At 63.9% G+C, this 25226-nt stretch carries 18 protein-coding genes and 3 pseudogenes; 6 read left to right on the top strand and 15 right to left on the bottom strand.

Annotated features, from left to right (window positions below; all coding sequences use genetic code 11):
* Positions 1-27 precede the first annotated feature (27 nt).
* The 6 genes from K307_RS37615 to cyoA are packed head-to-tail and all read right to left on the bottom strand — an operon-like array spanning position 28 to position 6287.
* Complete coding sequence (locus K307_RS37615) at positions 28-549, bottom strand: DUF934 domain-containing protein (RefSeq protein WP_042886167.1); 522 nt, start codon at positions 547-549, stop codon at positions 28-30.
* Positions 542-2281: a nitrite/sulfite reductase gene (locus K307_RS37610; RefSeq protein WP_042886165.1), complete on the bottom strand. Its 1740-nt coding sequence runs from the start codon at positions 2279-2281 to the stop codon at positions 542-544. The genes K307_RS37615 and K307_RS37610 overlap by 8 nt, the downstream gene beginning before the upstream one ends.
* A 26-nt stretch (positions 2282-2307) precedes the next feature.
* A complete protein-coding gene (gene cyoD, locus K307_RS37605) occupies positions 2308-2685 on the bottom strand; it encodes a cytochrome o ubiquinol oxidase subunit IV (protein WP_042886164.1) in 378 nt (125 codons plus the stop codon).
* Entirely contained in the window at positions 2682-3314 is a 633-nt protein-coding gene (cyoC, locus tag K307_RS37600; RefSeq protein WP_042886163.1) for a cytochrome o ubiquinol oxidase subunit III, read from the bottom strand. Before cyoC ends, cyoD begins: the two co-directional genes overlap by 4 nt.
* 2 nt (positions 3315-3316) lie before the next feature.
* The gene (cyoB, locus tag K307_RS37595) at positions 3317-5293 is read right to left on the bottom strand and encodes a cytochrome o ubiquinol oxidase subunit I (protein ID WP_042886161.1); all 1977 of its coding nucleotides are present in this window, start codon (positions 5291-5293) and stop codon (positions 3317-3319) included.
* Position 5294: 1 nt separating this feature from the next.
* On the bottom strand, positions 5295-6287 hold the full coding sequence (gene cyoA / locus K307_RS37590; protein WP_042886160.1) for a ubiquinol oxidase subunit II: 993 nt from the start codon (positions 6285-6287) through the stop codon (positions 5295-5297).
* 199 nt (positions 6288-6486) lie between these two features.
* On the opposite strand from cyoA, the gene K307_RS37580 reads away from it, so the two are divergent.
* Positions 6487-7881 carry a PLP-dependent aminotransferase family protein gene (locus K307_RS37580; protein ID WP_042886158.1) on the top strand — a complete coding sequence of 465 codons (1395 nt, stop codon included), beginning with the start codon at positions 6487-6489 and terminating at the stop codon, positions 7879-7881.
* 151 nt (positions 7882-8032) lie between these two features.
* Positions 8033-9100, top strand: a complete 1068-nt coding sequence (locus tag K307_RS37575) for a CBASS cGAMP-activated phospholipase (RefSeq protein WP_042887943.1) — start codon at positions 8033-8035, stop codon at positions 9098-9100.
* 30 nt (positions 9101-9130) lie between these two features.
* Here K307_RS37575 and K307_RS37570 read toward each other — a convergent pair whose 3' ends face one another.
* Positions 9131-9925 carry an SDR family oxidoreductase gene (locus K307_RS37570; RefSeq protein ID WP_042887942.1) on the bottom strand — a complete coding sequence of 265 codons (795 nt, stop codon included), beginning with the start codon at positions 9923-9925 and terminating at the stop codon, positions 9131-9133.
* 226 nt (positions 9926-10151) lie between these two features.
* On the opposite strand from K307_RS37570, the gene K307_RS37565 reads away from it, so the two are divergent.
* Positions 10152-10550, top strand: a complete 399-nt coding sequence (locus K307_RS37565; RefSeq protein ID WP_196251642.1) for a nuclear transport factor 2 family protein — start codon at positions 10152-10154, stop codon at positions 10548-10550.
* A gap of 89 nt (positions 10551-10639) precedes the next feature.
* Here the strand turns inward: K307_RS37565 and K307_RS37560 are convergent, their stop codons facing one another.
* The 3 genes and pseudogenes from K307_RS37560 to K307_RS50100 form a co-directional block, all read right to left on the bottom strand.
* Complete coding sequence (locus tag K307_RS37560; RefSeq protein ID WP_155301337.1) at positions 10640-11809, bottom strand: hypothetical protein; 1170 nt, start codon at positions 11807-11809, stop codon at positions 10640-10642.
* 122 nt (positions 11810-11931) lie between these two features.
* Positions 11932-12148: pseudogene (locus tag K307_RS50105) on the bottom strand (rod shape-determining protein); the annotation flags it as partial.
* A gap of 215 nt (positions 12149-12363) precedes the next feature.
* Positions 12364-12512: pseudogene (locus K307_RS50100) on the bottom strand (aliphatic sulfonates ABC transporter substrate-binding protein); the annotation flags it as partial.
* A 252-nt stretch (positions 12513-12764) separates the two neighbouring features.
* On the opposite strand from K307_RS50100, the gene K307_RS37555 reads away from it, so the two are divergent.
* Positions 12765-16160, top strand: a complete 3396-nt coding sequence (locus tag K307_RS37555; protein WP_042886156.1) for an adenylate/guanylate cyclase domain-containing protein — start codon at positions 12765-12767, stop codon at positions 16158-16160.
* A gap of 126 nt (positions 16161-16286) precedes the next feature.
* Here K307_RS37555 and K307_RS46995 read toward each other — a convergent pair.
* Positions 16287-16507, bottom strand: a pseudogene (locus tag K307_RS46995) (isocitrate/isopropylmalate family dehydrogenase); the annotation flags it as partial.
* 31 nt (positions 16508-16538) lie between these two features.
* Complete coding sequence (locus K307_RS37550) at positions 16539-18662, bottom strand: TonB-dependent siderophore receptor (RefSeq protein ID WP_051975357.1); 2124 nt, start codon at positions 18660-18662, stop codon at positions 16539-16541.
* Between the two features lie 423 nt (positions 18663-19085).
* On the opposite strand from K307_RS37550, the gene K307_RS37545 reads away from it, so the two are divergent.
* Positions 19086-20270, top strand: coding sequence for a M20 aminoacylase family protein (locus K307_RS37545; protein ID WP_042886155.1), 1185 nt, complete (start codon positions 19086-19088; stop codon positions 20268-20270).
* A 27-nt stretch (positions 20271-20297) separates the two neighbouring features.
* Entirely contained in the window at positions 20298-21719 is a 1422-nt protein-coding gene (locus tag K307_RS37540; RefSeq protein ID WP_042886154.1) for an aspartate ammonia-lyase, read from the top strand.
* Between the two features lie 184 nt (positions 21720-21903).
* Here K307_RS37540 and K307_RS37535 read toward each other — a convergent pair whose 3' ends face one another.
* From K307_RS37535 to K307_RS37525, 3 genes are read right to left on the bottom strand one after another with little or no spacing between them, the layout of a single operon-like run.
* Positions 21904-23094: an NAD(P)/FAD-dependent oxidoreductase gene (locus K307_RS37535; protein WP_042886140.1), complete on the bottom strand. Its 1191-nt coding sequence runs from the start codon at positions 23092-23094 to the stop codon at positions 21904-21906.
* Positions 23091-24491: an NAD(P)/FAD-dependent oxidoreductase gene (locus K307_RS37530; RefSeq protein WP_042886139.1), complete on the bottom strand. Its 1401-nt coding sequence runs from the start codon at positions 24489-24491 to the stop codon at positions 23091-23093. Before K307_RS37530 ends, K307_RS37535 begins: the two co-directional genes overlap by 4 nt.
* Positions 24488-24862 carry a (2Fe-2S)-binding protein gene (locus K307_RS37525; protein ID WP_042883439.1) on the bottom strand — a complete coding sequence of 125 codons (375 nt, stop codon included), beginning with the start codon at positions 24860-24862 and terminating at the stop codon, positions 24488-24490. The genes K307_RS37530 and K307_RS37525 overlap by 4 nt, the downstream gene beginning before the upstream one ends.
* Between the last annotated feature and the right edge of the window lie 364 nt (positions 24863-25226).

Here is a 25226-nt window from a genome sequence, read left to right as displayed (position 1 = left end):
CCGTCCCGGACGCGCCCGTACCGTGAACTATGGGCGCACCGCGTCGTATGCACGCTGGTACGACGCCGAGAACGTCGTCAGGGCGCGCAACGCCGCTTCCGGATCGTGCCCCGGTTTGACCGCGAAGCTGTTGAAGCCGCAGCGCGCGAGGTAGTGCACGGTATCGATCATCACGTCGCCCACGGCGCGCAGCTCGCCGGCCCAGCCGAGCTGGCGCCGCAGCAGCTGCGCAATCGAATAGCCACGGCCGTCCGTGTAGACCGGGAAGTCGATCGCGATCATCGCGATGCCGGTCGGGTCGATGACGGTGGCGCCGGGTTCCAGCAAGTGCTCGGGCTCGGCATCCGGCGACAGGTATACCGCGACCGGATGCCGGCGCGCCCGGTACAGGTGGCGGCAGGCGATCCAGTTCTCCAGCGTCACCAGGTAGCCGGGTTCGTCGGCGGGACAGGCATCGCCAGGGTGCGTGCGCCAGTCGTCCGTCGTCAGGCGTCCGTCCCGGATCACGTTGGGCCGGACATTGCCGATGGGTTGGTCATGCTCAGGCATTCGCCACCTCCTGGCGCGGGCGCCGCGTGCCGTTGGCGGCGTCCGGGTATACGGCCCGCTGGAAGGGCTCAAGGCCGATGCGGCCCACCACGTCGACAAAGCGCTCGGCTTCGCTGTCGCGGTGCGCCAGGTAGGTCTCGATCAGGCGCTCGACCACATCCGGGACCTGCTCCTGGGCGAAGGAGGGCCCGATGATGCGCCCGATGGCCGCGCCGCCGGCCGCCACGCCATCCGTGCGGCCCGGATCGTCGGCGCCGTTCTGGCGCCCGCCGATGGTGATCTGGTACCAGGCTTCGCCGGCCTTGTCGACGCCGAGGATGCCGATATGGCCGACATGGTGGTGTCCGCAGGAGTTGATGCAGCCCGAGATGTTCAGGTCCAGCTCGCCGATATCGTGCACATGGTCGAGATCTTCGAAGCGCTCCTGGATGGCCTGGGCCAGCGGAATCGAGACGGCATTGGCCAGCGAGCAGAAGTCGCCCCCGGGGCAGGCGATGATGTTGGTGATCAGGCCCACGTTCGGCGTGGCCAGCCCGGCGGCGTCCAGCTCCCGCCACAAGGCGTGCAGGCGGCCGCGGCGGACGTCGGCAAGGATCAGGTTCTGCTCGTGCGACACGCGCAGCTCGCCTGAGCCGTGGCGCTCGGCGAGATCGGCCATGACTTCCATCTGATCGGCGGTAATGTCACCGGGCGCCTGCCCCGTGGCTTTCAGTGACGCCGTGACGGCCGCGTAGCCAGGCACCCGGTGCCGGTGCACGTTGCTCTTCAGCCAGAGGCGGAAGGCGCGGTCAGTCTTTGCCAGTTCGGCTGACTCGTCCGGCTCGTCCGCGGCAGCGGGGTCATAGGGCGGCACCGTGAAGCGCGCGGCGATGGACGCGACGAAGGCTTCGGACACGGTGTCCGGGCCCCCGCGGATGCGTTGCCACTGCTCGTCCACCTGCGCCCGGAACACCTCCGGGGTCAGGTCCTTCACCAGGATCTTGATGCGCGCCTTGTACTTGTTGTCGCGGCGGCCATGTAGGTTGTAGACGCGCAGCGTGGCCTGCAGGTAGGTCAGCAGGTCCTGCCACGCGACAAAGGGGTTGATCAGCTTGCCGACCATCGGCGTGCGGCCCATGCCGCCACCGACCCAGACCTTGAAGCCGGTCTGCCCGTCCTGCGCCACGGCCTGCAGTCCGATGTCATGGACGCCGACCGCCGCCCGGTCGGTCTGCGCGCCGCTGATGGCGATCTTGAACTTGCGCGGCAGAAAGGCGAACTCGGGATGCAGCATCGACCATTGCCGCACGATCTCGCACCATACCAGCGGGTTCACCAGTTCATCGGGTGCAATGCCGGCAAAGTGGTCGGTGGTGGTATTGCGGATGCAGTTGCCGCTGGTCTGGATCGCGTGCATCTGCACCGTGGCCAGCTCCGCGAGAATGGCGGGAGCATCCTCGAGCCTCGGCCAGTTGAACTGCAGGTTCTGGCGCGTGCTGAAGTGCCCGTAGCCCCGGTCCCAGCGGCGAGCGATCTCCGCGAGCTTGCGCAACTGTCGCGACGCCAGCATGCCGTACGGAATCGCCACGCGCAGCATCGGCGCATGGCGCTGGATATAGAGGCCGTTCTGCAGCCGCAACACGCGGAACTCGTCCTCGGTCAGTTCGCCGCGCAGGAAGCGGCGCGTCTGGTCGGCGAACTGTACGACCCGTTCGTCGACCAGCTGCTGGTCAATGGCGTCATAGACATACATGGTGGAATGCTCCTTGCGCAAGCGCGCTAGTCTTTGGCCCGGGCCCGTTCGATGGACATGTCGGTCGGCATCATGTTGATATCGGCGTTGTGCATCACCCACAGCGAGCCGGCCACGACGATGACGATCAGGAAACCGGTACAGGCAAAGATGGCGGTGTTGCCGCGCTGGCCAGGACCGGTGCCGAGGTGCAGGAAGTACACGAGTTGCACCAGCAGTTGCGCGACGCAAAGGCCGACGACCAGCGCGATCGCGGCATGGGTCTGCAGCGATCCGGTCATCACCGCCGCAAAAGACGCAATGGTGAGCGCGACGGACAGCAGCAGGCCGACGGTGTAGCCGCGCACGCTGCCATGCACGGCCGGTTCGCCGGCATGGACGGAATGAAGATGGGACGGCTTCATGCGAACTCCCGCAGGTAGACAAAGGTGAAGACGCAGATCCAGACCAGGTCCAGGAAGTGCCAGAACAGGCTCAGGCAGGCCAGGCGGCGGCGCACGATATCGTCCAGCCCGAAATGCCTGACCTGGTGGATCATCACCGCAAGCCACAGCAGGCCAGACGTGACATGCAGCCCGTGCGTGCCGACCAGCGTGAAGAAGGCCGACAGGTAGGCGCTGACGCCGGGGCCCGCGCCCTCGTGCAGCAGGTGCGCGAATTCGTAGACCTCCATGGCGATGAACAGTGCGCCGAGCGCGAACGTCACGGCCAGCCAGCGGATCATCCGCGGCGCGTCGTCGGCGCCCTGCCTGAGCATGGCCAGGCCGAAGGTGTAGCTGCTCAGCAGCAGCACCATGGTTTCGGCGAACACGAACGGCAGCTCGAACAGTTGCCGCCCGCCGGGGCCGCCGGCGGTGTTTCCGGACAGCACGCCGAAGGTGGCGAACAACACCGCGAAGATCAGGCAATCGCTCATCAGGTAGAGCCAGAACCCCAGCGGAGTGTGCGAGCCGGCTTCGTGATGGGGGTGCGCCGCGTCGTGGGCCGCCTCGTGCCCGGGATGGTGCAGGGTAGGGGAGAGAGTCGGGTTCATGGTCAGGCAGCTTCCTGCAGTTGTGCATAGCGCGCGCGCTCGATCCGCTCGACTTCGGCGGCCGGCACGTAATAGTCGACGTCGCGGTCATAGCTGCGCACGACGAAGGTCGCGATGGCGCCGACCAGGCCGACGACGGCGACCAGCCACATGTGCCAGACCAGCGCGAAGCAGCACAGCAGCCCGAACGCCGACACGATGAAGCCTGCCGAGGTGTTGCGAGGCATGTGGATGTCTTCGTAGCGGGCGGGCTGGCGCCACGCGCGCCCGGCTTCCTTGTCATCCCAGTGCTGTTCCAGCGACGTGATCCGCGGCACATGGGCGAAGTTGTAGAACGGCGCGGGCGAGGCCGTCGACCACTCCAGGCTGCGGCCATCCCACGGGTCGCCAGTCAGGTCCTGGTTCTGCTTGCGGTCGCGGATACTGACCGCGAACTGCACCATCATCGCCAGGATGCCGGCGCCGATGACGAAGGCACCCACCAGCGCCACGACCAGGTAGGGATGCCAGTCGACGTTGGCATAGTGGTTCATCCGGCGGGTCATGCCCTTGAAGCCCAGCACGTACAGCGGCATGAAGGCCAGGAAAAAGCCCGTCAGCCAGCACCAGAACGACACCTTGCCCCAGAACTCGTTCAGCCTGAAGCCGAACACCTTCGGGAACCAGAAGCTGATCGCGGCCAGGCAGCCGAAGAGCACGCCGCCGATGATCACGTTATGGAAGTGCGCGACCAGGAACAGGCTGTTGTGCAGGACGAAGTCGGCCCCGGGAATGGCGAGCAGCACGCCGGTCATGCCACCGACCGCGAAGGTCACCATAAAGCCGATGGTCCACATGGTCGAGGTATGGAAGCGGATCCGGCCCCGGTACATGGTGAACAGCCAGTTGAACAGCTTCACGCCGGTGGGGATCGAGATGATCGAGGTCATGATGCCGAAGAAGGCATTGACGTTCGCCCCGGAGCCCATGGTGAAGAAGTGGTGCAGCCAGACGAAGAACGACAGCACGCCGATGGAGGAGGTGGCGTACACCATCGACTTGTAGCCGAACAGCGGTTTGCGCGAGAACGTGGCGATGATCTCGGAAAAGGCGCCGAACGCCGGCAGGATCAGCACGTAGACCTCCGGGTGGCCCCAGACCCAGATTAGGTTCACGTACATCATGGCGTTGCCGCCGAGCTCGTTGGTGAAGAAATGCATGCCGAGGTAGCGGTCGGCAGTGAGCAGGGCGAGCGTGGCGGTCAGTACCGGGAAGATCGCCACGATCAGGATGTTGGTGATCAGCGCGGTCCAGGTGAAGACCGGCATCTTCATCAGGTTCAGGCCCGGCGCGCGCATGCGCAGGATCGTGACGATGAAGTTGATGCCCGTCAGCGTGGTGCCAAGCCCGGATATCTGCAGTGACCAGATGTAGTAGTCAACGCCTGGCGTGGGGCTGTAGCCGAGCTCGGACAGCGGCGGGTAGGCGACCCAGCCGGTCGCCGCGAAATCGCCGACGAACATCGACAGCATCACCAGCACCGCGCCCATCGCCGACATCCAGAAGCTCAGCGAGTTGACGAACGGGAAGGCGACATCGCGCGCGCCGATCTGCAGCGGCACGATCACGTTCATCAGCCCGAGCACCAGCGGCGTCGCGACAAAGAAGATCATGATCACGCCGTGCGCCGTGAAGATCTGGTCGTAGTGGTGCGGCGGCAGGTAGCCCGCGGCATCGCCATAGGCGATCGCCTGCTGGGCGCGCATCATGATGGCGTCGGCAAAGCCGCGCAGCAGCATCACCAGCGCCAGGATGATGTACATCACGCCGACCTTCTTGTGGTCGACCGAGCAGATCCAGTCGTTCCACAGGGTCTTCCACTTGCCGTAGTACGTGATGGCGCCCATCAGTGCGGCGCCCAGCACGATCACGGCGGCCAGGGTCCCCATGATGATCGGCTCATGCAGGGGGATGGCGTCGAGGTTGAGTTTTCCAAGCATGTTATTGCTCCATGCGGCCCGCGGGCGCCGACGGGAGGCGCTGGAAGGCCTGCAGAGATTCGGGGGTGTCCGCGCGGCAGACCTGGCCGTTGGCCATCATGTATTTGTCGGCGACCTGGTCGAACAGCTTCGGCGCGACGGAGGCATACAGCGTGACGGGATCCTTGCTGCTGGGTTGTTCCAGCGTGCGATAGGTCTTGAGGTCAAGCGCCTGGGCCGAAGCCCTGGCGGCGCGGATCCACGCGTCGAATTCCTCGCGCGAGGTGGCCAGGGTCTTGAAATGCATGTCCGAGAAGCCCGGGCCGCTGTAGGCGGCAGACTGCCCCAGATAGACGCCCGGCATGTCGGCAATCAGGTGCAGGCGTGTCTGCATCCCCGCCATCGCGTAGACCATGCTGCCCAGTTGCGGAATGAAGAACGAGTTCATCATCGATTCCGAGGTCAGCCGGAAATTGACCGGCGTGCCGACCGGGATCGCAAGCTGGTTCAGCGAGGCGACGCCGTACTCGGGATAGATGAACAGCCATTTCCAGTTCAGCGCGATCACATCGACCTGTATCGGCTTGACCTCCGACTGCAGCGGCCGGAAGGGATCGAGCTTGTGCGTCGAGCCCCAGATCAGCACCGCCAGGCAGGCAACGATCACGCAGGGGATGCCCCAGACCACGATCTCGATCCGGGTGGAGTGCGCCCATTTCGGAGCGTAGGTGGCTCGCGTGTTGGTCTCGCGGTAGCGCCAGGCGAACCACAGCGTCAGGACGATTACCGGGATCACGACCATCAGCATCACGAACAGGGCGATCAGGATCAGCGACTTCTCCTGTTCGCCGACGCTGCCTTTGGGCGAGAGCAGTTCCAGGTTGCAGCCAGCCAGCAGCGCGCTGCCGGCAGCGGCCAGGGCAAGCGTGGCGAAGCGAGGGGGAAATTTGGGGGACGTGCGGGGGAGCAGGCCATGTGGATTCTTCTCTGCCGGCCCGGCGGGAGGTTTGAGCATTTCGGACACCTTGGTTACGCATCACTGCGGTATCCGTCGAACCTTGTCGTCCTGCATCCGCGCTAGCCGCGTCAGCATTTGCCCGTACCCGATGCGCCGGTGGTCACGCCGGCGTGAAGGGAAGGTTGTATGGATTACCGTGATGATGTCTGGCATGCTAGCGGAAGACAAAACCCATACATCGAGGACATTTTTCTCCATGGAAGCCATGCAAGAGGCGGATTCCGACGCAAAATGGGATTTAAGGATCACGCGTGGGGCCGGTGCCCGGTACCTGCAGATCGTCGAGTTCATCGAGCGGGCGATCGGGGAGGGGCGGCTCGTCGCCGGAGACCGCGTGCCGCCGCAACGCAGTCTCGCCAAGGCGCTAGGTGTCGATCTCACCACCGTGACGCGCGCCTATACCGAGGCCAAGCGGCGGCACCTGATCGACGCCAGGGGGGCGCTCGGCACCTTCATTGCCGCCCCGCGCGCCGAACTGGCCAGGGTGGTGGACATGAGCATGAACGTGCCGCCGCCGCCAGCCGGGCTGGACTTCCAGGACCTGTTGCGGCGCGGCTTGTCGCAGGTCTTGTTGCGCAGTGATCCGCATCTGCTGATGACCTACCAGCTTGGCGGCGGCAGCGCGTCAGACCGGGCGGCGGGTGCGCTCTGGCTTGGCCAGATCTTCAGGCACACCGATACGTCGCGGCTGGTAGTCTTGCCCGGTGCGCAGGCTGCCCTGGCCGCCCTGGTCCTGACCCGGACCCGGCCTGGCGATGCGATCGTGACCGAGCCATTGGTTTACCCCGGCATTCGCGCCGCGGCTGCCCGGCTCGGGCGGCGGGTCATCACGGCGAAATGCGATGCAGACGGGATGCTGCCTGACGCGCTCGAAGCGGCCAGCGCCGCGGGTGCGACGCTGGCCTACCTGAACCCGACCGCGCAGAACCCGACCACGCACACCATGCCGGCCTCGCGCAGGGAGGAAATCGCCCGCGCTGCCACGCGATGCGACATCACCCTGCTGGAGGACGATCCTTACTGGCTGCTGACACCCGCCGCGCCTGCGCCGCTGGCGCAGTTTGCGCCCGCACGGACCTACTACGTATCGACACTGTCCAAGACGCTCAGCCCCGGATTGCGTACCGCCTATGTCCTGCTGCCGGAAGGCCGCGGCGGCGACGACCTGCTCGCGGCACTGCGCGCCTTTGCCCTGATGGCCGCACCCATGACGGCAGCCCTGGCGACGCAATGGATGCACGACGGCTCGGCGATGCAATTGCTCGATGGCATCCGCACCGAGGCCTTCGCGCGATGTGAACTGGCCAGGCGCTGGCTGAGCGGGATCGGGCAACTGCCCCCCAGCGCGATCCACGCATGGCACCGCCTCCCGGACCACTGGTCAACGCATCAGCTCACCAAGGCAGCGCTGGCGGAGGATTTGCGGGTCACGCCTTCTGACGCATTCTGGGACGGGCCTGGTGGCCCGCCGAACGCGATCCGCATCTCGCTCGGCGGGGTCGAAGACCGTGCGCAGCTGTCACAAGCATTGCGCAAACTGGCGGCGTTACTGGAGCGCAGGCCAACGCCGGGGCCGGATCTGGTTGTCTGACTTGCGGCTGCCGTCCATTGGCAGCCTCTGCCCTGAAAATCAGAGTTAAATGCCGTTGAATTTAAAAAATTCTGGCATCGCCTAGTATGAATGCGCACGGCATCTCATGGCGTCCCCGGCAGATTCATGCCCGGTTCGAGGGAGGGAATTCTTGGACGAGGCCGCTCAATCCCGGTTTCAGATTCTCGCCCTGTCGGGCGGCGGCTACCGTGGTTTGTACACGGCAAAGCTGCTTGCCGATTTCGAGGAAGAAATCAACGCGCCCATCGCGACCCGCTTCGACCTGATCGCCGGGACCTCGATCGGCGGGATCATTGCCCTGGCCCTTGCACTGGAGGTGCCGGCGAGCCGCATTGTCGCCCTGCTGACGGAGTATGGGGAGGAGATATTCAGGCGGCGCTGGTCGCTCGCCGGGATCTGGCGAGCCCCGTTCTCCTCGCGTCGAATGGCGGAACTGCTGTCCGGCAGCGAGATGTTCGGCGACCGAGTGCTGGGGGCTTGCGCGCACCGGGTGGTGATCCCGGCGATCAATTACTCCACGGGCCGGCCGCAAATATTCAAGACACCGCACCATATCAACTTCAAGCGGGATCATAAGTTCCGGATCGTGGATATCGCGATGGCCACCAGTGCCGCGCCGGCTTATTTCTCACGCTACACGTTCAACAACAATCAGTTTGTCGATGGCGGCCTGTACGCCAATGCGCCAGGCTTGCTGGCCGTGCACGACGCGCAGTATTCCCTGCTGCGGTCGCCCGCGGAGATCCATGTGATGGCGATTGGCACCATGTCGTCCAAGTTCACCGTGAACCCCCGGCGCAACCGCGAGGGAGGGACCTATGACTGGGGTGGCATCAATCCGTCCAATATGCCAAAGCGATTGTTCGGCCTGTCGATATCGGTGCAGGAGGCGCTGAGCGATTTCATGCTCTCCCATTTGCTGCCGGGGCGGTATGTGCTGGTTGACGACGATCTGACCGATCAGCGCTCCCGTGCTGTGGGGATGGACAAGGCCGACCAGGCGGCGAGGGAGGTTCTCCTTGGGGCGGCCTCGGAGCGGTCGAAGATATGCATTGGGAACAGGGATTTTCAGCCGTTCTTGCGGCATCTTGCCCCACCCGCGACGTTCTTCTATGGGGAGAACGCGAATACGAATATGCCCTTGGGGCGCGTCGCCAGTATCACGGCGCGGATCCATGCGGCCGCGCCGTCGAGATAGTTGGCGGCAGGGGGCAGGCGAGCAGGGCGCTTAATATGCTCTTGTGAACCCGCCATCGTGCAGCAGGTTCACGCCGGTCATGTGGTCGGAGAAGGGAGATAACAAGACCTCGACCGCCAGAGCCACCTCTTCCGGGCTTCCATATTTCCGCAAGGGAATGTTCGAGGTTTCCTCGGCTAACCGTTCAGGGAAGGTCATGCCAGCCTTGGTGGCTCGCTGCTCAAGCGATGCCACATAGTCCGGGGTCAGCGTGCCTCCCAGGGAGAGGGTATTGACGTGAATCCCTCTCTCGCCCATTGCGAAAGCAAGCGTCTTGGCCTGGGCCAGCCAGGCACAACGCAGGACATTGCTGGTGGCGTAGTTTCCAAGGGCTTGCACTGAGGTGATGGCGGAAATGATGACAATTTTTGCCCGGCGTCCCTGGGAGGGTTCCGGCCGCATCGTGGAGATCGCGCTCTTGAGGAGTTCGAGGGGGCCGATAAAGTGGCTCTGGAACAATTGGCGCCACGTGTCCGCCGGAGGCTGGCATTCGCCGGTGGGCCGCATCTGGGGTGGCATCAGCACGACGCCGTCGAGGACGGTTCCGTCCGCCGCAAGCTCATCGGAGAAAGATGCGACAGAGGCGTCACTGGACATGTCGACGGAAATCCAGCGACAGGAATGGCAGCCAGGCCTCTCGAGCATCGCGCAGGCGGCTTGCAGCTTGCTGATGTCGCGCGCGGCAAGAATCAGCGAATAACCCGCGTGTGCCAGCCGTGAGCAGACGGCGCTCCCAATGCTGCCGGTAGCCCCCGTCACCAGGACTACCTTGCTTGTCTCGGACATGTCGCCCTCCCTCGTAGCCTCTCGTAGCCGGGTGATGTCCAGCCACGCTAACGGCAGCACGCCGGACAGGGCGATGGGTAGACATTCCGAGCTGGGCGGGCACGCCCGGCCCCACCTGTGTCCGTTAGTTATAGTTCATGCTACGTGTCGCCAGCGAACGGCAGCAGCTTTTCGCGCACGCTGCCGACGGTCTGCGTTTTTTTCAACGAATGAGCGGAGGATTGTTGTGCTCACACCACCGGAAGCGCTATACACGCAGCAAGTTCGCACCTACCTCGGGTTGTTGGAGCGCGGCGATGTCGCTGCCATCTGTGCGTTGTTCACACCGGATGCGCAGATCTTCTCGCCGTTTCTCGGCTGGATGGCGCCTGCGCCATTCTTTGCCAAAGTCAGTGAAGCATCGGGCCGCAGCACGATTACGCCTATTGACGTCTGTGTGAGCACGACAGGAGCTCGACGTGCGACTGGCTACTTTATCTACGACTGGATGTTGAAAGACGGATCCGCTGTGCGCTTCGAATGTGTCGACGTGTTCGAGTTCGACGTGAACGGACTGATCGAGCGGATGGTCATCGTCTACGATACGCATCCGATCCGTAGTACGGTCGGCGATAAATACGCGTAGTGGGAAGCCGGACGACAGCGAGGGTCGATGCCGCGTCCGGCGTGTGCGGCGGGTAGGCGTGTGCATTCCAGCGCGCCGAGCTCGGTTCGCTAGCTTATCTCGCTAACGCCTGCATTAAGAATGCGTTTGTAAAACCCGAGTTCGTTGATGATCGCCTTTCCACTATTGGCGCGCAGCAATGCCATCTGCTGCTGCGCGCGCGCCGTATCGCCTCGTTTCGCCGCCACATAGCCCAACAGCATCCATGGATAGCCGGCGCCTGGGTCGATCTGCGTGGACCAGGTTGGCGCATGCGCGTTCAGATAGGCATAGCCATTGTCATAGCGGCTCTGCGTGGACACGGTATCCGGCGATAGCGGGACTTCATAAAGCTGCGGGAAAACTTGCGTGACCGTGCCGGGATAGAAACTCGGATTGATGGTGTTCTCGGAATCCGCGACGGTCAGGGCCGAGCCGTTGGATCGCCCCTGAATGCCCGCGGCTACCGATGCGGCGACCTGGTTGTAATAGCCAGAATCCGCATCGCCGAGAGCATTGAGCGCATTGGCAAAGTCCACCAGTCCCCGGTAATTTTCCGTATTGTCCTCTGTGTAAGCAATGCTGGATGGCGTAAAGCTTGCACAGTATGTCGGATGGGTCGGTGGTGTGTAGTCTTGCCGGAAAACCGAAATCAGGCCATTCGGCTTTTGTGGGACGGCCAGATTGGCGTAGGCGATGGCTTTCAGCTGCGGCAGGTTATTCCGAAACCATGCGACGTCGCCGGTCACTCGCATATATTCTGACGCCAGCGACAGGAAGGTCGACGCATAAGAATCGTTGGAATCGGCGGGGCACTGGATTGGAGAATTAAAATCGCCGGCAAATTTAATGTCGTTGATGGTGTGGTTCGCCGGATTGACGTTCTTGATATACAAATCCATGTAAGTCCGCACCTCGTTCGGGCGGTCCTTGATGAATGCAAACAAGCCAATATTGGCAAAGTACCAGTTCAGCCAATGGCTTCCGGCGCCAACCTGATAGGCTCCGGCAAAGGGTCCGGTTGTAATCTTCAGGGCATCCAGATTCGCGAGGACATCGAATCCGGATTGGTTTTTTGCGTTGGCAGGCTGAGACATTGTGGTTGAACTGGCAGGCGCGGCGGTGGATTCTGAAGAGTCGCCACCTCCGCCACAACCGGCCAGCGCCATCGTAAGAGCGGTCAAGACGACCAATCCCTTGGAGGGACGGCCATGAAACGGGTAAATTAACTTCACATCCATATTGGTTTCTATTGATTTAAATCCAGATTCAAGCTCGAAGACTATTCATGCCCGTGCATCGGACCGATTCCACAGCACTTCGCGATCAAGCAGCACGTGCTCGACGCATTGCGGCTTAGTCGTTACTCGTACGAGAAGAAGCTGCCGAGCTTGTCAATGCGTTTGGGCGCCATGGCGGCGCCCCGCACTGCGCAGGCCAACGAATCTTCGGCCACAAGCATTGGGTAGGCCGGGTTCCTCGGCCAGGAGGCGATCCAGGTCATGCGGCAGCGCGCCATCGCCGGTCAGCATCAGGCCGCGCCCGGCAATGTCGGCACAGAGTTCCGATGGGATCTGTTCTTTGCTAGCTGTTACGAGCTGTCGAAGAGCCCCGGAGGCAGCCAAGACCACCTGGGGTATTGATGCAGGAGAACTGTTGATTACATCGCCTACCACCCGGAACGGAACAGGCTCTCGGTCCAAGGCCACGAGTGACGCGAACCGGACTTGCTTCGTTCTGGCCAGTAGGACCGAATAGTCAGCGGAAGCAGGATGATACCTGATGACTCTGGTGGTCAGGCGGTGAGAGGGAAGCCGAAGTCGAATGTCTGCCGCACATCGAGCCGTTGCATGAGTGGACCCACGTTCAGGTAGAAATCAGCCGTGCGCTGTTGCTTGGCGATCAGTCGGCGTCGATGTTGTGCCATTGCGTGTGACGCCGCTCTCGAATCCGGATCTCAGTTTCCGTCATGACTGACCGGTCGCAGAGCCGGAACACGAGCTCTATTACGGCGGGGATGACCGCGGTTGCATCGACTTTCCGCCCTACACCGCGCTCTGAGCCGCATCTCACCAGACCCTGCGCTTGTCGTTTCCCCCGTGGAGAGGTGGCGATAGCGCGCCGCGTATCTCTTGCGCGTCGCGATCCTTGCGCCTCTAATGGGCTATTGACAGGCAGCAACTGTCAGAGGGTGATATGCGCTGCACAAAGTGCGGGTTCGACAACCCTGCGGGAGGAAAATTCTGCGAGGAGTGTGGGGAACGCCTTGTGCAGATCTGCGCGCAATGCGGCTATGAGTCAGGTCCGACCGCAAAATTCTGCGGCGCGTGCGGCGTACTGCTTACGAGGCCGGCCGCAGCCGCAACGCCCGCCGTTCCTGCACCGGTTCACTACACGCCCTCCCGTCTCGCCGAGCGCATTCTTGCCGAGCATGCGGCAATGGAGGCCAGGGGGCAGGCTGCCGGCGAACGCAAGACCATAACCGCGCTGTTTGCGGACATGGCCGGCTCGACGGCCCTGATCCAGGACCTCGACCCGGAAGAGGCGCGCGGGCTGATCGACCCCGTGGTGGCGCTGATGATGGAGGCCGTTCACCACTATGAGGGCTACGTCGCCAAATGCCTGGGAGATGGCATCCTGGCGCTGTTCGGCGCGCCGATTGCGCACGAGGATCACGCTCTGAGGGCGTTGTACGCCGCGCTGCGCATGCAGGAAGCGATGCGCCGCCATGGTGACCGGGTCCGCCTGGAGATGGGTATCCCGCTGCAGGTCCGGGTTGGCGTGCATACCGGCGAAGTCGTGGTGCGCTCGATCCGCAAGGATGACCTGCGCACGGACTACGATCCGGTGGGGCACACAATCCATATCGCCTCCCGGATGGAAGGCCTCGCGACACCGTCGTCGATCCTCGTCAGCGAATCGACCCACAAGCTCACCGAGGGGTACTTCGAGTTCAGAGCCTTGGGGATTACGCGCGTAAAGGGCCTCCGGGATCCGCTTTCGGTGTATGAGGTGCTTGGCCCCGGCGTGTTGCGCACACGCTTGCAAGTAGCGGCGCATCGCGGGCTGGCGCGGTTTGTCGGCCGGCAGTCCGAACTGGAGTGCCTGCACGAGGCGCTGGAGTCGGCCAAGGCTGGGCATGGGCGGATCATCGGCGTGGTAGGCGAGGCGGGCGTTGGCAAGTCGCGCTTGTTTCACGAGTTCAAGGCACGCTCGCAGCAGGGATGCAAGGTGCTCGAAACCTTCTCGGTTTCGCATGGCAAGGCGTTTCCCTATCTGCCGTTGATCGATCTGTTGAGAAACTACTTTCAGATCACCGCGCAGGATGACGAACGGCTGAATTGCGAGAAGGTCACCGGCAGGCTGCTCACTCTGGATCGTACGCTGGAGGACCAGCTTCCTTATCTGCTCTATCTGCTGGGTATCAGCGAGCCGGGCTCGGCATTGCCCACGATGGACGCCTTCCTTCGGCGCCAGCGCACGTTCGAAGCCATTGCCAGGCTGCTGGTGCGCGAGAGCCAGAATCAGCCGCTGATAGTGCTGTTCGATGACTTGCAATGGCTGGACAGTGAGACGGAGACCTTTCTCAAACTCCTTATCGAACATGTGTCGGGCGCGAGGATGCTTCTGCTTGTCAACTACCGTCCCGAATACGCCCATGACTGGGGCCGGAAGCCCTATTACACCCAATTGCATCTGGAACCACTGGGGCAAGGGGAGGCACGGGGCCTCCTCACGGCACTGCTGGGTGAGCATCCCTCGCTCGAGCCGCTGAAACTGCAAATCCTGGCGAAGACAGAGGGCAACCCATTTTTTATGGAAGAAGTCGTCACGACGCTGACCGAAGAAGACGTCTTGCTTGGCCAGCCGGGCAGCTTCCATGTCGAGAAGGGCCTTGTTTCACTTCATATTCCGACCACCGTGCAGGGGGTGCTTGCAGCGCGCATCGACCGGCTTGCTGTCGCGCTGAAGGAGTTGCTGCAGACGCTCGCGATCATCGGCAAAGAGTTTCCCTTAAGTCTGATCCAACATGTCACCGCACTGCCGGATGATGAACTGCGCTCGCTTCTGGGCGACCTGCAGGCCGGCGATTTCATCTATGAGCGTCCCGCATTCCCCGAAGTGGAGTACGCGTTCAAGCACGCGCTTACCCAGGAGGTAGCCGCGAATTCGCTGCTGACTGACCGGCGCAGTGTGCTGCATGAACGCACGGCCCGGGCCATTGAGATACTGTTTCCAGGCCGGCTGAGGGACTACTGTAGCGAGTTGGCTCACCATTACAGCAAGAGCGGCAATACCCGGAAGGCGATCGAATATCTGCACCTGGCGGGCCAGCAGGCCTTGCAGCAGTCGGCTCATCTCGAAGCGATCCGTCATCTCAGCGCAGCTCTCGAGTTCCTCAAGTCGTTGCCTGACACTCCCGAACGCGCACGCCAGGAACTCAGCCTGCTGCTGAGCCTTGGCATTGCCTGCATCACTGCTCGAGGTCACGGAGCGCCGGAGGTGCAGACGATCTACACACGTGCATTAGCCTTGTGCGAACAGGGCGGGGAAACACCACAGGTGTTCTCCGCACAGTTGGGGATGTGGTCTTTTTACCTGTTGCGGGGACAGCTCCAAACGGCACAGGCTCTGGCAGAGCGGCTGCACGGTCTCGCGCAGGACACACAGGAACCGGAACAGCTCGCGGAGGCGCACCGCGTTCTGGGAGTCACGCTGTTCCGCCAGGGGAAGATAAGCATGGCCCGTACCCACATGGAAGAGGCGCTGACACTGCACCGCCCCGATCGCCAGTCATACGGTCATCTGCTGCGTTATGCGCGAAACCCCGCCGTTCATATGCGCAGCACCTTGAGCTGGATTCTCTGGTATCTGGGCCTGGCGGACCAGGCCTGCATCCGAAGTGAGGAGGCAATGGAGTTGGCCAGAAAGGCTTCTGATCCGTTCGGCCTGGCGCTGAGCCTGATTTTCGCAGCCGAGTTGCATCAGCGCCGGTGCGACGTGCAACGGGCACTGGAGTGTGCAGACGCAGCGATCGCACTGTCCAAGGACCATGGGTTCCAGCTCTATCTGGCGTGGGGAACGATCCTTCGCGGCTGGGCGCTCGCGGGACACGGTTCTCATGAGGACGGTATCGCCACAATGCAGCAAGGCTTCAGCGACCTCGAAGCCACCGGAGCGGTACTGGGGCGGCCCTCTCTTCTGGGACTGCTAGCCGATGCTTATGGAAAGGCCGGACAAGGCGACGCGGCAATGCGCGTGCTGAGTGAGGCGCTGACACTGGCAAGCAGCACAGGCGAGCGGTTTGATGAACCGATATTGATTCGGCTTAAGGGAGAACTGCTGCTGCAGATGACGGCGGAGGAGAAGGAAGCGGAAGCATGTTTTCGGAAAGCGATCGCCCTCGCCCGGGACGAAGGGGCCAGGTCAATCGAGTTGCGCTGCGCGGTGAGCCTGGCCCGGCTGTGGCACAGCCAGGGCGGGAACATTGCGGCGCGACAGATGCTCGCCGAGATACAAGGCCTCTTCACGGAGGGATTTGATACCGTGGATTGGCGTCAGGCGAAAGAACTGCAAGAGATTTTGTCCTGACGCCGAAGGACTCGGAGGCGTGGCCGCCGGGGCCACTGAAACGCAACTGTTACGTTTCGCTTCGCAGCCCAGCGTTTTCCGCTTCGGCAGCGATGGTCGTGCCCAGTTCCGTTGTCGACGCGCAGGCAGGGCCGACAGGATATCGCCAAACAGATTGGAAGCCACCACCACGTCAAACCGCTGGGGTTGCAATACGAAGCGGGCACAAAGGATGTCATGTGCTGCTTGTCCCAACTGACGTCTGGATATTGCCCAGCCATGGCGGCCGCCCTGCCGTCCCACCATGGCATGCTGATGGCGATGCCGTTGCTCTTGGTGGCAACGGTGACGTGCTTGCGCTGGCGCTGCCCATCCTTTGCCGATGGCATCGGTCCGAAATCAGAACTGATATCGCAGTCCGGCGACAAATTGCCTGCCGAGTCCCGGAATGACCGCAAGGTTGCCCCACGACGCAGGATAGTAGTTCTTGTTGAACACGTTATGGACGTCCATGAAGACGCGCGTGCGGCGATCGATCTGCCAGTAAGTGATCAGCTTCACGGTGGCGTAGGCGGGTAGCGAGTACGTATCAGTGGCGTTGCCCGAGCGCGATCCCACATAGACGATACCCGTGCCGACGCCATACCGCCCGCCGGCCCAAGGCATGGCATCTTCCCGAATCGCCAGCAGACTGGCGCTGACCTTGGGGATGTTGGTCAGGCGGGTGCCGGGCGCAATGGCATTGTCCTCGGTGACCTTGGCGTTGACGAGGGCGAAGCTGCTGCTGATGCGCCAATGCTGATCGAGCTGACCGAATGCGTCCACCTCCAGCCCGCGGCTCGTGGCTTCCCCGGCGGCGACGTTGAAGTTGGGGTCGGTGGGGCTACGCGTCAGGACGTTGTTCTTGCGGATATCGAATACCGCAAGTGTCGCTCCCAGTCGCGCGTCGCTGGACTGCCACTTCAGGCCCGCCTCGACGGCGCGTCCGTGCTGAGGATCGAACGCATTGCCAGCTTCGTCCACGCCGCTGTTGGGGCGGAAAGACTTGCCAAGGGACACGTATGCCGAGAGCTGGGCGGTCGGCAGCCACGTCAGCCCGATTCTTGGCGAAACGGCTGTCTGGCTTTGGCTGGTCGACCTCCCGGTGAGGAGGTTATCGACCGACTGATGGTAGTTGTCGATCCGGACGCCCGCCAGCAGCTTCCATCGCTCTCCAAGCGAAACTTCATCCTGAAGATAGGCGCCGACATTACGCTGGTTTTCACGCGTCGATATGTTTGGCGATACCGGCGGTTTCGCTTGCCCGTACACGGGCTCGTAGATATCGATCGCGTATGGATTCGTCGCCAGGTTCGAATAGGCGATATCCATACCCATGCACAGGCGCGACGCTTCGACGCCAACAAGCATGCGGTGCCCCAGGCCACCCATATGGAAACTGCCTTCGACCTCGGCGTTGGCCGATGTGTCGCGCGAAGGCAATGTTCGCCAGCTATTGCGGCGCGTTAAAGTGCGGCCGTCCGCCAGCATGCTGCCAAATTCAGCGGCGTATCCTTCGAAACCGGATTCCTTGTAACTCACGCCCAGCCGGGTGCGCCATCCGGTGGTGAGTTCGCGGTCCAGCGTCAACTGGTGCGTATTGCTGGAAAGATGAAGGTTGGGATCGCTGGGTTCTTGCAGGAAGCGATCCCTGGGAAGGGTGATCTTTCCATTCACATTGACGATGCCCCGGTCCAGCGGCGTACGCACGCGCATGAATTCGCCTTCGTACTGGAGCAGCGTCTGGCTATCGATCGCCCAGGCCAGCGCGGGCGCAACGAGGTATTTGTGACTGTCGATCAGCGAACTGCGGCTGGCGCTGTCCTCCGCCATGACATTCAGGCGATATGCCACCTTGTCGTTGATCGGTCCGGTGGTGTCGACCGTGGCGCGTGCGAAGCCAAGCGTCCCGGCACTGAGTTCCGCCGTCGTGGCGCGGGTGAACTTCGGTTTCTTCGTGACGATATTGACGGTGCCGCCAGGTTCGCTGCTGCCGTACAGCGCCGCCGCCGGACCCTTCAGGAATTCGAAGCGCTCAACCGTGGCGGCGTCCCGCATCGGGTTGTATCCGCGCGATCCGGGAAGGCCGTTCACCAGGTAGCCCATATCCGTGCTGCTGAAGCCGCGGATGGCGTAGTTGTCCCAGGTTCCGCCAAAGTCATTGAGGCGGGCAATCCCGCTCACGTAGTCGACGGTGTCGGCAAGCCGCGTTGCGCCCAGATCGTCAATCAGTTCCGATGTGACCACGCGCACTGACTGCGGTACTTCACGCAGCGGCGTTTCGGTCCGGGTGGCGCCGCTGGCCTCGGTAGCAACGTATCCGTTGCCGCCAGCACTGGCGCTGACGCGGACTTCGGGCAGCCTGGCCGCTGCCGCCATTTCTTGAGTCTCGGCAAGCGCGGCATCGGACAGGGGGAACAGGATCAGGCTGGCGTGACAGGCATGGCGGGCAAGGCGCGGGGCGGGGTAGGGAAACACTGACATGAAGGGGGGGCAACAACGTTAAGGCAAGAGCGGCAACAATGTATCTGCGTAGATGAGAGGAATTCTCATTAACATATTTTTTAGCAGGGAATCATCTGCCACGGGTGGTCGCATGCTAAGCAACCCTCAACCAAGGATGCGGGAACCGCGACCGCTCGGTCCTTTCAAGTCGGCCAAACAATCTGCTCGTACGCTGCAGCAAAACAGAATTCACTGCCGTGCGGTGCGCTGCGATCGGTACCATCGCCGGTGCGACTGCTCTTAAGCTTGGGCCATGCAGCATGACTGCGCCGCTGTGCTGTGTCTTCTTGGCATCCAACATTTCAGGAGCGTTCTCATGGCCCTTCGGGATTTCAAAGTTCCTACTCCGGACTATCACTGTCACACGCTGGCGCAGCTCGCTGATGCTGCGGAGGCCGGCCTGTGACCTGGAGCATGATCGCCGAACCGGTGGCCGATCTGCTGCCGGACCTGGTCGCGCTGCGCCGCGACCTGCATGCCAATCCTGAGCTGGCCTACGAGGAGCATCGCACGGCAGGCATCGTGGCGCAGTCGTTGCGCCTGCTGGGCCTTACGGTGCACGAGGGCATTGGCGGCACCGGCGTGGTGGGCACGCTGCGCGGCGGCCAGGGCAAGCGGACCGTGGGCCTGCGCGCAGATATGGACGCGCTGCCCATGGTGGAACTTGGCCGCGCGGCCCATGCCAGCCGCACGCCTGGCAAGCACCACGGCTGTGGACACGATGGCCACACCAGCATGCTGGTCGGCGCCGCGCGGCAGCTTGCGCGCACCGGCGTCGACGGTACGGTGCACTTCATCTTCCAGCCGGCCGAAGAAGGGCAGGGCGGCGCGCGCCGGATGATCGAAGACGGCCTGTTCGAGCGCTTTCCCTGCGACAGCGTCAATGCGCTGCATAACTGGCCCGATCTGCCGCTGGGCCACGCGCAGACGCGCCCCGGCGCCATCATGGCGGCTGCGGACCGGTTCGACATCGTGCTGCGCGGGCGCGGCGGACATGCCGCGCAACCGCACCACACCCCCGACGCCATCCTTGCCGCCAGCCAGCTCGTGTCGCAATTGCACACCATCGTGGCGCGCCGCATCGACCCCGGCGAATCGGCCGTGCTGTCGGTCACGCGCATCGAGGGCGGACACAGCCACAACGTGCTGCCGGCCGAAGTGCAGATCACCGGCACGGTGCGCAGTTTTGATGCCGCGTCGCAGGACCGCATCGAGACCGCGCTGCGTGCCATGGCCGAGGGCGTGGCGCGGGGGAGCGGCGCGCAGGTTGAAGTCAACTACGTCCGCTACTATCCGGCCACCGTGAATACGCCGCCCGAGGCGGCGCTTGCCCTGGACGCGGCACGCGCCATCGACTTGCAGGCACAGATCGCTGCGCGTGCCGCTTTCACCTCGGAAGACTTCGCCTTCATGCTGCAGCGCAAGCCCGGCGCCTATCTCTGGCTGGGCCAGGGCCGTGCCGAACCGGGGCCCGACGGCGAGCGTCCGCTGCACCACCCTTGCTACGACTTCAACGACGATGCTCTGCCGTTGGGCGTGCGCTGGTTCTGCGAAGTCGCCCGGCGGGCGCTGGCGGCCAAGCCGTAATTCAAATCTCAGCACTTCAGCCACATCATGACCACACTTCAATCCACTCGCCAGGAGAAAGACTTCCTGGGCGTCCGACACCTCGATAGCACCTTGTACTACGGCGTGCAAACGCTGCGAGCAAAGGAGAATTTTCATCTCTCCGGCCGCCGTATTGGCGAGTACGCAGAATTTGTCAAGGCACTCGTCCTTGTGAAGCATGCGGCCGCCAATGCCAATTACCGGATCGGCCTGCTGGATGCGGCCAAGCATGCGGCCATTGCAAAGGCGTGCGCGGAAGTCATCGACGGTGCCTTACATGACGAGTTTGTCGTTGACATGATCCAGGGCGGCGCTGGCACCTCCTCGAACATGAATGTCAATGAAGTGCTCGCCAACCGTGCACTGGAACACCTGGGACAAGAAAAAGGCGATTACAGGCACCTCCATCCCAACAACGACATCAATATGTCGCAATCGACGAATGATGCGTATCCGAGCGCCATCCGCGTGGGCCTGCTGCTTGCCCATCTCCCGCTATTGGAGAGCCTCAGCCACCTCGCCGCGACCCTGGCGAGCAAGGCGGAGCAGTTCGACGGCATCCTGAAGATGGGCCGCACCCAGCTCCAGGATGCGGTTCCGATGACGCTTGGACAGGAGTTCCGGGCCATGGCTGACACCGTATCCGCGGACCTCGAGCAGCTTCGCACGCTCATCCCCGCTGCGCTATGCGCCGTTAATCTCGGTGGTACGGCGATCGGCACCGGCATCAACGCCGACCCGCGCTATCAGGCGATCGCCATCGAGGAGCTTGCGACGCTCTCCGGCTTCCCGATTCGTTCCGCAGCCAACCTCATTGCGGCGACATCGGATATGGGCGACTTCGTACTGCTTTCAGGCCTGATCAAGAAGACCGCCCTGAGGCTCTCGAAAATCAGCAATGACTTGCGTCTGCTGTCGAGCGGTCCCCGGGCTGGTCTTGCGGAGATCAACCTCCCACCGCGCCAGCCTGGCAGCTCGATCATGCCCGGCAAAGTCAATCCGGTCATCCCGGAAGCGATGAACCAGGTGGCCTATGAGATTGCAGGCAACGATGCCGCGCTTACCCTGGCCGCCGAGGCGGGTCAGTTGCAGCTCAATGCCATGGAGCCCCTCATTGCATATAAGCTTTATGACTCCATCCGGCTACTCGATCGGGCGGTGCGTATGCTGGACCGCGAATGCATCGAGGGCATTACCGCGAACCCGGATCAGTGCTCCGCGCTGGTTCAGCGGTCGATTGGCGTTGTGACAGCGCTAAATCCGTACATCGGATATGAGAATGCCACGCGGATCGCAAGGCTCGCTCAGGAAACCGGTCGCACAGTCGTGGAGCTCGTGCAGTCAGAGCGGCTCGTCAGCAATGAGCTCCTGGCCGAGATCCTCCGGCCAGAGAACATGGTGGCGCCTCGGGCGGTAGCCAAGGCCTGATAGCAAAGAGGCGGAGTAGAGACGGCTGACGAAGCTGCAACGGCGAGTGCTTGCTCCCCTCTCCCATTTATGGGAGAGGGGCGGGGGAGAGGGCGGGCGTCTCCTGGAAGTGGGGCGCCGCGATGCTTGCAATGCGCCTGCCCTCTCCCCCGGGCCCCTCTCCCGCAAGCGGGAGAAGGGAGCATCAGTTCGCTTCCTGCAGCACCTGCCCGCGGGCAAAGCGCCCGATGGCATAAGGCTCCAGCGGAATCGAGGTACGGCCCGTGGCGATCAGCTCGGCCATGGTTTCGCCCACGCCGGGGCTGATCGCAAAGCCCTCGCCATTGAAGCCGAAGGCGTAATGCAGGCCAGGCACCGTGGCGCTGGGGCCCATTACCGGCTGCCAGTCGGCGGTATAGCCTTCGATGCCGCTCCACACGCGAATCAGCTGCACATGCTCGAAGGCCGGCACGAAGCGGCGCAGCTCGCGCAGCTGGCGCAGCACGTTGTCGGGCTTCACGTAGGCACGAATGCGGTCGGTGTAGGCCGGCCCCTTGAGGCCGCCACCGAACACGATGTTGCCGCGTGAGATCTGGCGGAAGTACAGGCCCTCATGCTCGATCGGCGTCGAAACGCCGATGGAAGGGCCGATGGCATAGGGCAGCGGCTCGGTCACGCCCATCTGTGGCCCGCGCGCATCCATCGGCACGCCCTCGCCGAACTGCTCGGCCATGCGGTTGGACCAGGCGCCGCAGGCCACCAGCATCTGCGGTGCGCGAAAGCGCCGGCCATCGGCGGTGTAGGCAACAAAGCCATTGGCGTCGCGCTCGACCTGCATCACCTCGGCATGCTCGACGATCTGCGCGCCGTCGCGACGCGCGGCGCGCGCGAAAGCAGGGCCGGCCAGGCGCGGGTTGGCGTGGCCATCCTGCGGCGAGTACGAACCTGCCACCACGCCGGGCGCAAAGATGCCCCAGCGCCGGCGCAACTGCTCGGCGCTGAAGAGCTCCAGGTCCAGTCCGAGCGGCTTCACGTCGCGCGCATGTTGCTCGATCACGGTGGCCTGCTGTTCGGTGTAGCACACGCGCAGGTGGCCGTACGGGACGAACTCGAGGTCTTCGCCCAGCAGTTCCTTCACGCGGCCCCAGACGGCACGCGCGCGATTGGCCAGCGGCATCTGGTGCAGCGCACGTCCCTGGCGGCGCACATTGCCGAAGTTGGTGCCGCTGGCCTGGCGCCCGACCAGCTCGCGCTCCAGCAGCACCACCGAGAGGCCCTGCTGGCGCAGGAAGAAGGCGGTGGTGGTGCCCATCAGGCCACCACCGAGCACCAGCACATCGGCGTCGTGCGTCCTGGTTGCCGTGCTCGCTGTCGTGCTAGTTTTGGTGCCACTCATGGCTGCACCTCACGTGTATTCATCATCAGTGGCTTGACCGGTGCCTGCGAGCGCAGGCGACCGACTTGTTCGATCGGGATGCCGCAGGACTGCGCCACGATCTCGGCCGCGGCATGGCCGCAGAAGCGGCCCTGGCAGCGGCCCATGCCGACGCGGCTGAAGGCCTTGGCCCGATTGACTTCCTGGCTGTCCAGTTCGGTCACGCAGCGGCGCAGCTCGCCCACCGTCACGGCCTCGCAGCGGCATACCACCGCGGCATCGGGCAGTGCGGCGGCCTGCGCGTGCGGCCACGGGAAGGCGCGCGCCAGCCCCTGGCGGAAGCGGTCCATCTGGTCGAGGGTGCGGCGCAGCGCAGCCGACTCCGCGGCGTATTGCGCGCGGCCCCGCTCATGCCCCAGGTCGGCCAGCGCCGCCAGCGCCGCGAGCCGGCCCGCGGCTTCGGCCCCGTCGGCACCGAGGATGCGCGCGCCGTCGCCGGCCAGGTAGACGCCGCGCGTGCTGCTGCGGCCGTCCGCGTCGATGCGCGGCAGCCACTGGCGGCTCACGGGTTCGAAGGCGAACTCGCAGCGCGCGAGGTCGGCCAGTTGCGTCTCGGCGCGCAGGTGCCAGCCCAGGCCCACGGCGTCGCACGCGAAGCGCTGCTCGCGCCCGCGCGCATCGCGCACGGTCACGGCCTGCACGCCAAGGCCATCATCGCCGTCGATCGCCAGCGGGGTCACGCGCTGCAGCACCGGTACGCCGGCATGCTTGAGGCCGCGGATCAGTCCGAGCCCGCGCAGCGCCAGCCGGGGGCGCGCCAGCAGGCCGGTGATGGCAGCCCACGACTTGGTGGCGGGGGCGGTGTCGAGCACCGCCGCCACGCGCGCGCCGGCCTGCACGTACTGCGAGGCCACCAGGTAGAGCAGCGGCCCGCTGCCGAGGAAGACGACTTGCGTACCGATGGCGCAGGCCTGTGCCTTGAGCGCGATCTGGGAAGCGCCCAGGCTGTAGCAGCCGGCGCGGTGCCAGCCGGGCACCGGCATGAGCCGGTCGGTGGCACCGGAGCACACCAGCAGTGCGTCGAAGGGCAGCGTCTGCGGCTCTTCCTCGCGCACGACGTGCAGCTCGCCCTCGGTCAGGTTCCACGCCAGCGTGTCAGGGCGGTAGTCGATCTGCGCGCGCAGTGCGTCGAAGTCGCGGTGCAGCGCCTGGGCCTTGTCGGCCTCGCTGCCATAGAGCTTGGCGTAGGAGCGTTTGAAGCCTTCCGGCTGGCGGCGGTAGATCTGGCCGCCGTCGCGCCGGCCTTCGTCGACCATGGTCGGGCGCAGCCCGGCCTGGACCAGTGCCTGGGCCGCGCGTACGCCGGCGGGGCCGGTGCCGACCACGACGATGCGGGGCAATGCTGACGGCGTGCTCATGCGGCGGCTCCCGGCGCGTGGCGCGCGAGCGATTCCTGCAGGTCCGGCGTCACGGGCCAGTGGTGCGCGGGCGGTCGGGTCAGCACCTCCATGCCGGCCTCGGCAGGCGTGGAACAGGCACGCAGGCGCTCGCCGGCGGGCGTCCATACCCAGCAGTCCTGGCAGGCGCCCATCAGGCAGAACCCCGCGCGCGGGCCGTCGCCGAATTCGCTGTCGCGAACGCGCCGGCCATTCAGCAGCAGTGCGACCAGAAGGGTGTCACCCGCCAGTGCGGTGGCACTGTGGCCATCGATGCGCAGGGTGATGGCGGGACGGTCGGATTCTGCCAGCCGCATGAATCGCGCAGGCAGTGGGGGAGCGTTGTCGGGCATGGGCGGCGGCTCGGCGTTGGTTTGGAAACAATGGTCTGACCGGACTGACAGAATGGGCTTTGCGGACTTCACAACAGGCTGGCCTGTGCCTCAAGCTTAGGGCGAGTGGCACGTGGCGTGGTGCTGCATTCAGGGGACTGAATGGAGCACGCTGCTGTTATGCGGGCCGTGGCAGCAGAATGTTTGGCAGAAGGCTTCCGGCAGCCTCGCGCGGCAGGCCAAGGCTGTCCAGCCATTGGTCCGGCCCGCTGCCGCAGTGCATGGCGATGTCGTTGTGGTGATCGATCGGACTTATCCTGGACCAAATCGTTCGCGCGGAGCCAGAACGCCCTCGGGTTTATCCGAGGGATGCAAGAATCGTCCG

The sequence above is a fragment of the Cupriavidus necator A5-1 genome (assembly GCF_000744095.1).
Taxonomy (GTDB): Bacteria; Pseudomonadota; Gammaproteobacteria; order Burkholderiales; family Burkholderiaceae; genus Cupriavidus; species Cupriavidus necator_A.
Note: the sequence above shows the minus strand (reverse complement) of the source record. Positions and strands in the feature narration are given on the sequence as shown.

Bases quoted from the DNA above. Each gene is read 5' to 3' on its own strand.
- K307_RS37615 (WP_042886167.1), bottom strand. From the start codon at position 549: ATGCCTGAGCATGACCAACCCATCGGCAATGTCCGGCCCAACGTGATC.
- K307_RS37610 (WP_042886165.1), bottom strand. From the start codon at position 2,281: ATGTATGTCTATGACGCCATTGACCAGCAGCTGGTCGACGAACGGGTC.
- cyoD (WP_042886164.1), bottom strand. From the start codon at position 2,685: ATGAAGCCGTCCCATCTTCATTCCGTCCATGCCGGCGAACCGGCCGTG.
- cyoC (WP_042886163.1), bottom strand. From the start codon at position 3,314: ATGAACCCGACTCTCTCCCCTACCCTGCACCATCCCGGGCACGAGGCG.
- cyoB (WP_042886161.1), bottom strand. From the start codon at position 5,293: ATGCTTGGAAAACTCAACCTCGACGCCATCCCCCTGCATGAGCCGATC.
- cyoA (WP_042886160.1), bottom strand. From the start codon at position 6,287: ATGCTCAAACCTCCCGCCGGGCCGGCAGAGAAGAATCCACATGGCCTG.
- K307_RS37580 (WP_042886158.1), top strand. From the start codon at position 6,487: ATGGAAGCCATGCAAGAGGCGGATTCCGACGCAAAATGGGATTTAAGG.
- K307_RS37570 (WP_042887942.1), bottom strand. From the start codon at position 9,925: ATGTCCGAGACAAGCAAGGTAGTCCTGGTGACGGGGGCTACCGGCAGC.
- K307_RS37560 (WP_155301337.1), bottom strand. From the start codon at position 11,809: ATGGATGTGAAGTTAATTTACCCGTTTCATGGCCGTCCCTCCAAGGGA.
- K307_RS37555 (WP_042886156.1), top strand. From the start codon at position 12,765: ATGCGCTGCACAAAGTGCGGGTTCGACAACCCTGCGGGAGGAAAATTC.
- K307_RS37550 (WP_051975357.1), bottom strand. From the start codon at position 18,662: ATGTCAGTGTTTCCCTACCCCGCCCCGCGCCTTGCCCGCCATGCCTGT.
- K307_RS37540 (WP_042886154.1), top strand. From the start codon at position 20,298: ATGACCACACTTCAATCCACTCGCCAGGAGAAAGACTTCCTGGGCGTC.
- K307_RS37535 (WP_042886140.1), bottom strand. From the start codon at position 23,094: ATGAGTGGCACCAAAACTAGCACGACAGCGAGCACGGCAACCAGGACG.
- K307_RS37530 (WP_042886139.1), bottom strand. From the start codon at position 24,491: ATGAGCACGCCGTCAGCATTGCCCCGCATCGTCGTGGTCGGCACCGGC.
- K307_RS37525 (WP_042883439.1), bottom strand. From the start codon at position 24,862: ATGCCCGACAACGCTCCCCCACTGCCTGCGCGATTCATGCGGCTGGCA.